The sequence below is a fragment of the Terriglobia bacterium genome (assembly GCA_020072565.1).
GTDB lineage: Bacteria > Acidobacteriota > UBA6911 > UBA6911 > UBA6911 > JAFNAG01.
The window spans coordinates 24964-32664 of sequence record JAIQGI010000061.1 but is presented as its reverse complement, the minus strand read 5'-3'; the positions used below and the strand labels follow the sequence as shown (position 1 = coordinate 32664).

The following is a 7701-nucleotide window of genomic DNA, read 5'->3' as shown; positions in this document are numbered from 1 at the left end:
GAGGTCGTAAACCGGCCGACGACGGGGGTAACAACCCGCCGTCCCGAAGAGCCGTATGCGAACAGCGCACGTACGGTTCCGTGGGAGGTGCCCGGGGTAACCCGGGCGCCTACCCGATAGCGGAGGGGCAACCATCCCCGTCTCTCTCTTCATCAATTCTGCTATTCCCATCTTAGATTTTCTCCCTACCCTCTACATTAAATTACCAGGGGGCAGGTGTCTCATCATCATAGTCACAGAGGGCAGCGCCTGTCCTGGAGAACGCGGGAGCCATTTGATTGCGAAGTACAGTATGATCGGCACCTCTGCCACCATGAGCAGTTGAAAGATGTGGGCGGCTGCCCCCTCATCGGGCTCACGGACAACGTCGAACATGACAATGTGACCGAGAACCATAGCGAGGGGGGCGAGCGACATTGCCACCGGAAGAAAGGTGCTCGGCTGCTTGATCATCTTTGAGAAACTCAATCGGCAGTCTCCAGAAATGCATTCCGCGAAGCGGCGGTAGTGTATGGTGTCCCCGGCTCGAGGTGTGACACCCTCCAGCCGTACTGCCTCGGTCCTACCTCATTCGCTTACCACTCGCTCTGGACGCAGCGAATGCGCGGGCTTCATCTGCTTGTCAGATGGTCGTTCGAACGCGCAGCCTTCATCACGTTCCATACACCCAAGATGGATAGGCGAAATAAGCTGCGTGATTGCGGTCGTCTTCCCCGGCACGACCTCCTGCATGTGATCCCACCAGCTTCCGATATGGAGGTCTTATGTCGACCAGGCGCGCGGATTCGCCCCAAACCGCCACCGATGGTTGATTTTACGCCCAAACAAACCAGACCTGGTGATCATCGCCTGAGTTCCAGCCGGGCTAAGCTCCAGGCCGCTCACATCAAGCCGGGACAACTGTTGTCGCGATCACATTTTTCTGTAGCCAACAATGCGAATGTCGTAGGTCTTCGAGGCGCTAGCAATCCGTACAAGAAAAGTGTAAGCATCCCCGTCAGCATCTATCTTATCAGACATTAAACCAATTCGTAGAACCGCGTCAATATGCACAGGGAGCTTTAGGATTTGTGTTTCGCCCCTCCTGCTTAGATAATAATAGGGAGGCAGTGTGGGATCCGGATGATCGATCCTTACTTCCCCAAGATGTCGGGCTTCGATTTGATAACTGTCTAGCCTAAGATCGGCACCTTCATTTGGCATAAAAACCAAAGCGACATCCCGACTACCGGAAGTCCACACTGGTCTAAGCATTAGTTGGGCGTTGGGGATGGGAATGACAACTTCCCGTTGGTCCGAAGTTATGCGTCCATCCAGATCGTTTACCGATAGAAATTTAATTGTGAAAGAACTCGGTATCGTATCAGCGTGAAAACAGGACATCACTAACAATCCTACGCTTGCCGCTACCAGAGCCCACTTGTGAATCAGGGTGGCTGCCCTACATCCCAAATAGCGCCGTCTTAATATGTGCTGCATGGCCATTCTTTCTGTCTATTTGTTGAAGGGTGAGCACGGCTTTTCTTTCCTATCATCTAAATAATTCTTATACCTCGCTTGAACCTCATTCGACTCATTATTTTGTACCAAAACCATGCCCACAAGTGGAGTATAGTAGGGCAACGTTGATGAGAGAATGGCGTATGCTCCTGAATGCGTCACCTCATGCGCAACGACCTCAGCCGCACTGTAAGTAGAAGTCGACAATCGAGCCATCTCAACCCAGACGTCGTTGGGCTGAAACGGCGAAACGGCGCCGACCCCCTCCGCGCCGAATATGAACCACGTGTGAACTGCGCCCCAACCGGTGACCTGATGAATCGTGATCTTGGAAATATTCTCTAGTCCTTTCTCAAACATATCGATTGCGGATTCGCTGGTGTCTATGCGCCCGATTCCTTTGTTTTGCTTCAACCATGCCAGGAAATCGTTAAATTGATTGATGCAGTCCTGACTCAGACTATCATCAACAAGGACACCCTCATCGACAGAGCCGCTGGGATTCTTGGCTTCTTCACAGAGATTGGCGGACTGACCGGCCTAGCTGTCTTTGCCGCAACATCGCTTGAACTTCCGCCCGCTGCCGCAGGGGCAGAGATCATTGCGTCCCGGTCTTTTCTTTCCTGCGGCCTGAAGGTCCCGCCGCCGCACCCACTCCATGACGTTGGCGGGAGCTCTCCCCTCCCGCAACTCGGCAGCCATAAACTTCATGTAGGGATCGATGTGCTTGAAAAACAGCTTGTATCCCGCGCAGAGATAATTCAGGCCTTCCTCCCCATCCGGCGTACGGAGGAAGCGGTGCTTCGGGCACTCACCGTTGCAGGCAAAGCGAACCTCGCATTCGCGGCAGTATTTTGGGAGCGTATCCCATTTATCCTGGCCGAACTTGCGCTGCTGCGGGGAGCCGATCAGGCTCAGCAAGGGACTATCAATCACGTTGCCCAGCCTGTTCTCAGGATAGACGTAATGGTCGCACGAGTAGAGATCGCCATTGTGTTCGATGGCCATGGCGTCACCGCACGTCCGACGAAAGACGCACAGGCTGGACTCCATCCCCATCCAGGCCTCGAGTGCGACATCAAAAAGCTGGACGTAAAATCGCCCCACATCGCACCGCACCCACTCGTCGAAGATCGCGCAAAGAAATGAGCCATACTGATGCGGCTCGACAGACCACTCCGTAACTTTGGCGGCGGACCGATAGTCCGGGGAAACCAGGGACAAGCCGCCCGGCGTTGGCTCCTCTGCGGCCCTCTCCGCTACGGGAATAAACTGCATGAAACCGCTTCCGACCTGCTTGAGGAACCGGTAAACCTCAAGCGGGTGATAAGAGTTTTCATGGTGGATCACAGTCAATGTGTTGAACTCCACATTATGCTTTTTCAAATAGCCGATGCCGCGCATCACCGCATCGAAGGTGGGGTGTCCGCCTTTGTCGATGCGGTATTTGTTGTGGAGCCCGCGCGGGCCATCAATTGACAAGCCGATCAGGAAGCGGTTGTTTGCCAGGAATTCACACCAGGTGTCATTGAGAAGCACGCCATTGGTCTGAAAACCGTTTTCTATCTGCTTGCCGTTGGCGTACTTGTTCTGCAGCGCCACCACCCGCTGAAAAAATTCCACACCCAGAAGAGTCGGCTCCCCGCCCTGCCAGGCGAAATTGATGACCGGCGCTTCTTGAGCCTCGATATACTGCTTGATGAAGGACTCGAGAACGTCATGGGGCATGCTCCACGACGTCTCGCCGGCGGTCCCTGAATAGAGTCTCTCCTTTTCCAGATAAAAGCAGTACTTGCAGTTCAGGTTGCAGATGGGGCCTATAGGCTTGGCAAGCACGTGGAAAGCGGGCCGTTCCATACCAAATAATTACCAGATCCTGCTGCGAATTGCACAAATCACTCGGGCCGGTGGCACTGAAGCGCCGATCTCAAGGCCAAGACGCCAAGCCCCAAATCGCGGCAAGAGATGGCCTTCTCTGCTTTCCGCACCCGGATCTGTGAATCGGCATTTCATGTTTCTTCCGCGTCTCGGGGTCCTGGCGGTCAGAGGGCCTTGTCTATCGTCAAAGAAATTGGGGGCGGGCAGCAGAGGTCAGACTTCCGGGCCCAGGGATCAAGAATGCAGCTCGTTCTTGCTATTCTTTGAGGACCGGCAGGGCACCTATCGGTGTGCTCTGAACTTTGGTTCCCATGGTACAGGCCCAGTCGTCCCTTACCCGGGCGGGGAAGGAGGAGAGCAAGGCCTCAATGCGCCCTCTGATCAGGGAAACTACTTCCGGGTAATCATCCGCCACGTCGCAGCGCTCTCCGGGGTCTGCGTCCAGCCGGTACAGCTCCGGTTTGGCCAGCGGCAGATTCATGCGGCCGAGGATGGGCACCGGTCCCCAGGGCAGGCAGTTGGGTCGGGCCACATGAAGCTTCCAATTCAAGACGCGCGCACACTGGAGGTGCCAGTTTTCGAAGTAAAGCAATGCGTCGCGGCTTGCGTCCATAGTTGCCCCGGTAAGTAACGGCCAGACGTTGATTCCATCGAGAGGATTGGGCGGCAAAGGTGCACCGCAGAGCGCGGCCACCGTGGGAAGAACGTCCATGTTGGATGCCAGCTCCTGACTGACCAGGCCTCTGGGAATCCGGCCGGGAAACCTGGCGATACATGGCACACGTACGCCGCCCTCGAAAGTTTCTCCCTTCCTGCCCCTCAAGTCTGCCGAGCTTCCCTGATACCAGGGCCCGTGGTCGCTTGTGAAAATGACCAGGGTGTCGGAGTCAATCCCGTTCGCCATAAGAGCATTCAAGATCTGGCCGACACTCCAGTCAACTTCCTGGACTGCGTCGCCATAGGCTCCCATTCCGGATCGGCCGCGGAACTGGTCCGACACGATCAGCGGAATGTGTGGCAGGAAAGGGGCGAAGAAAAGGAAAAAAGGGGAAGCTTTCTTGTTGGCGATGAATGTCACTGCCTGTTCGGTGCAACGCCGCATCAGCGTGGTGAGATCGACCGGCTCTTCAATCACGTCTGTGTTGTGCATTAAAGGCAGGGGGGACATATCGTGACTGTAGGGAAGCCCGTAGAACTCGTCGAAGCCCCGGTTGGTGGGCAGAAACTGCGGCTGTGATCCGAGATGCCACTTCCCCACGCACATGCTCGCGTAGCCGAGCGGCTTCAACATGTCCGCGATGGTGGTCTCCGACTCCGACAGGCCGACGTTATCATCCGGGAAGAGGACGTCGACTACGCCGACGCGCGTCGGGTAACGTCCCGTAAGCAGGCTGGCACGGGAAGGCGAGCAGACCGGGGCCGCCGAATTGAAATGGTGAAAGAGCACCCCTTCTCGCGCCATCCGATCAAGGTTTGGCGTATATACGCCTGATCCGGTAGATCTGGAAATCTGGCGCAGCGCTACTCGTCCATCGCCACGTCGGCTAACGCCCGATCCGTAACAACTGAGATCACCATAGCCAAGATCATCGGTGCAAATGAGTACGACGTTCGGAGGCCTTGACTGCTGGCTCGAGGTCGAGCTTGAAGCAGCCAGAACTACCGGCGCCAGAGCGGCGGCGGCAGCTGATTTCAAGAATTCCCGTTTGCTGATTTTGAGTTCAGGCAACAAAACACCTCCCAGTTTGTGCTGGCCTACCTCACCTTGATACGCCCTTCCAATGCCCTGGAGATTATTCCGGGTGGGTATAGAGCTCTTCATGCGAGACGAGCATCAATCTGGCAAAACGATACGCACAGCATAGACCATGTTGCAGGAAGTGTCAATCTCCCCCGATTGGCTTTGATTGGCTTGCCGGATCCGCAATCAGCCCAGGTCGAACCGGGAGTTGCCGTTCGGGAGCTTGTGCGCGGAGCCGAACCCGAAGGCACAGCAGTCTATCCTGCATTTTCGTTCGAGTGCCGCGCCTCCGGCGCTCAAATCCAAGCCATGGTGTCCCGGCCTGACGGCCGGGCCTATTCGCTGCCGGCCCTTATAGTTGGCCTGAACAAGGATCAAAACATATAGGCTTCCGTTGCCGGCTGGGAGGCCTCATCGACCCACAGTGTCAAGTGTGTCCTGCAGCCAGGGCTCTGCCGCCGGGGCTTGGATCCGCCGTCCGGGTCACTGAACGAGCCAAGGCGGACTGCTGAGGGGGGTTATCCTGCCGCTCAATTCGCCCTGCCACCACTTTCCATCTGCGGTCAGCCAATACGATCGAGGCTCGTTCGTGTACAGCTGTCCCTGAGCGTTATAGTAATTGAGCGAAGGTCCTAATACATAATTTGCCGGCTGCGGGTCGTAGGGCGTATAGAGATCCGCCAGGCGGAATGAGCGATACGCCGGTGAATTCAGCTGCAGTGCAAATACCACCTTGCCGGAGGGATCCACCTCGATAGCCTGACTCGTGTTACTTGGCTGCAGCCAGCCCTGACCGAAATGGTAGTTGCCGTTGGGGAGTTTTTGCGCGGAGCCCAGAGCTAAAGAGTAACCCCCAAGGTCCGCGTTGAGGACCGGCGTCGCTACGAGGTTCTGCTCATCCAGGAGAAACACTTGACCGCGGCTGTGCGCATTGGGATCGGTGGCGCGCCGGACGTCTCCATCATCGAACAGGACGATTTTCGAACTATATCCGGCCTCATACTGGGAGTCGTGCTGATGGCTGAACCAGGGATTCGGATCCGAGGAGTTTATCTGGAAATCCCCGCCATTTCCCAGGCGCCACATTGTCCTTCCGTCGCCCCTACCGCTCGCGTAGGCGATCTTGATCAGCCAATCCTGGTGGCGGGAAGAGTACAAGATATTTCCATCGGGCGTGAGTTCCACCGAATTGCCGTGCAGCCAATCGTTTGCCTGCTGAGCCTGAAAGAACGGAGGACAGCCGGCGGCCTGCTGAGTGCACACCTCTCCCAAAGTCGCCATTCGAGTCCAGTCGAGGTGCTGAAATGAGTCCCAAGCCCAGGTCACCTGTAGGTTTTGATCCAAAACCAGAATCACATCTCCGATCACGTCCACCTGTCCAGGTCCCTGGATATCGGTCATCATCTGTTCCGAGCTGGCCAGCACGAGAACAGAGCCGTTGGGCAGCGCTCTCGCTTCATGATGGAAGGCACCTATCTGGTGCACTCCCAAGGCCGCGAGTTGTTCGTTGATGCGGGCCGCGTTGGTCTCGCGAATCGTTGTCCACGCCAGATCGAACTCCCGGAGAATCTGCTTGGACTGGTCCGAGCCGAAGGCTTCAAAGACACCAAACATATGCCCGTTTTGCTGCGGACGCGTCAGATAGGAGATTTGTCCGGGGTAGTACCACATGAGGTTGCCGTACAGATCTGTAGCCATGGTGATGTTCGTCAGCGCCGCATGAAGCACGATACCATTCATAAGGGGCAGCGGCGGGGACTGCAGAGGGGTGGCGCCAGGGACCGAAAGAGGGATACTCGGAGTCGTCAGCAACATGGATGGGCCAAACGCGATCCCGTTGGGGGTTTGGACCATGTGCATAGCCCAATAGGTCGAATTGGGTGCCAGGCCGGCCAGGTAGAAGTTCATGCTCAAACCATCCTGGCACGTCATAAATGGCGTGTTTACAACACCTACCGGGGATTGGAAGTATACGGTCATCTTGCCTCCGGCAGGACAGGGCGGCGCGCTGTAAAGAAAGACCAGAGGATTGGCCGTCGTGCTGATGACAGGTGTATTGGCGGTGACGCGCGATGTCATTACGTAGGTGGCCGTGGCTGTCGCGGATTCACCGGTGCCCAGGTTGCGCACCGAAACCTCGATTTGAAAGGTCCCTTCGTGATCGCTCATGGTCCAGTCGAGCGAGGAATTGGGTCCATAATCGCGCACCATTTGGAAATTTCCGCCGACAGGCGCCGTGCGGAACCTGTACCACAAAGTGCCGGCTCCTGAGTTCTGAACGGATGCGCTCCAGGTCACAATCGTGCCGACCGCTGCCGGCGACGGAATGGATGGGTTCAGTGAAACCGAAATGGCCAAAGCCTGAGCAGGCATGGCAAAGCCGGCCAATAGCAAAACAGCAGCAGTCAGAATCAGATGTTTCCCGTGCATAGCCACCCCCACAGAAGAACGTCCGGCACATTTGATGCACTCACAGGATCATTTGTTTCATAAGGATCCTGTCCGCACTCATACTATAATGCTACGGTATGAGTTTGTATTAAGGGCTGGCATGAGAGTCATTTGCCGAGTCCGGGAGATTG

5 protein-coding genes are annotated in these 7701 nt (G+C 56.2%); all 5 read right to left on the bottom strand.

Features of this window, described 5'->3' with window-relative positions; translation table 11 throughout:
* Positions 1-192: 192 nt before the first annotated feature.
* Entirely contained in the window at positions 193-468 is a 276-nt protein-coding gene (locus LAP85_25695; GenBank protein ID MBZ5499808.1) for a hypothetical protein, read from the bottom strand.
* A 1026-nt stretch (positions 469-1494) separates the two neighbouring features.
* The gene (locus LAP85_25690; protein MBZ5499807.1) at positions 1495-1914 is read right to left on the bottom strand and encodes a hypothetical protein; all 420 of its coding nucleotides are present in this window, start codon (positions 1912-1914) and stop codon (positions 1495-1497) included.
* 126 nt (positions 1915-2040) lie between these two features.
* The gene (locus LAP85_25685; protein ID MBZ5499806.1) at positions 2041-3357 is read right to left on the bottom strand and encodes an anaerobic sulfatase-maturation protein; all 1317 of its coding nucleotides are present in this window, start codon (positions 3355-3357) and stop codon (positions 2041-2043) included.
* A 277-nt stretch (positions 3358-3634) separates the two neighbouring features.
* Positions 3635-5092: a sulfatase gene (locus LAP85_25680; GenBank protein MBZ5499805.1), complete on the bottom strand. Its 1458-nt coding sequence runs from the start codon at positions 5090-5092 to the stop codon at positions 3635-3637.
* A gap of 510 nt (positions 5093-5602) precedes the next feature.
* The gene (locus tag LAP85_25675; GenBank protein ID MBZ5499804.1) at positions 5603-7549 is read right to left on the bottom strand and encodes an aryl-sulfate sulfotransferase; all 1947 of its coding nucleotides are present in this window, start codon (positions 7547-7549) and stop codon (positions 5603-5605) included.
* Positions 7550-7701: the final 152 nt, after the last annotated feature.

Excerpts from the sequence above, each read along its gene's own strand:
- LAP85_25685 (MBZ5499806.1), bottom strand. The coding sequence starts at position 3,357 with ATGGAACGGCCCGCTTTCCACGTGCTTGCCAAGCCTATAGGCCCCATC.
- LAP85_25675 (MBZ5499804.1), bottom strand. The coding sequence starts at position 7,549 with ATGCACGGGAAACATCTGATTCTGACTGCTGCTGTTTTGCTATTGGCC.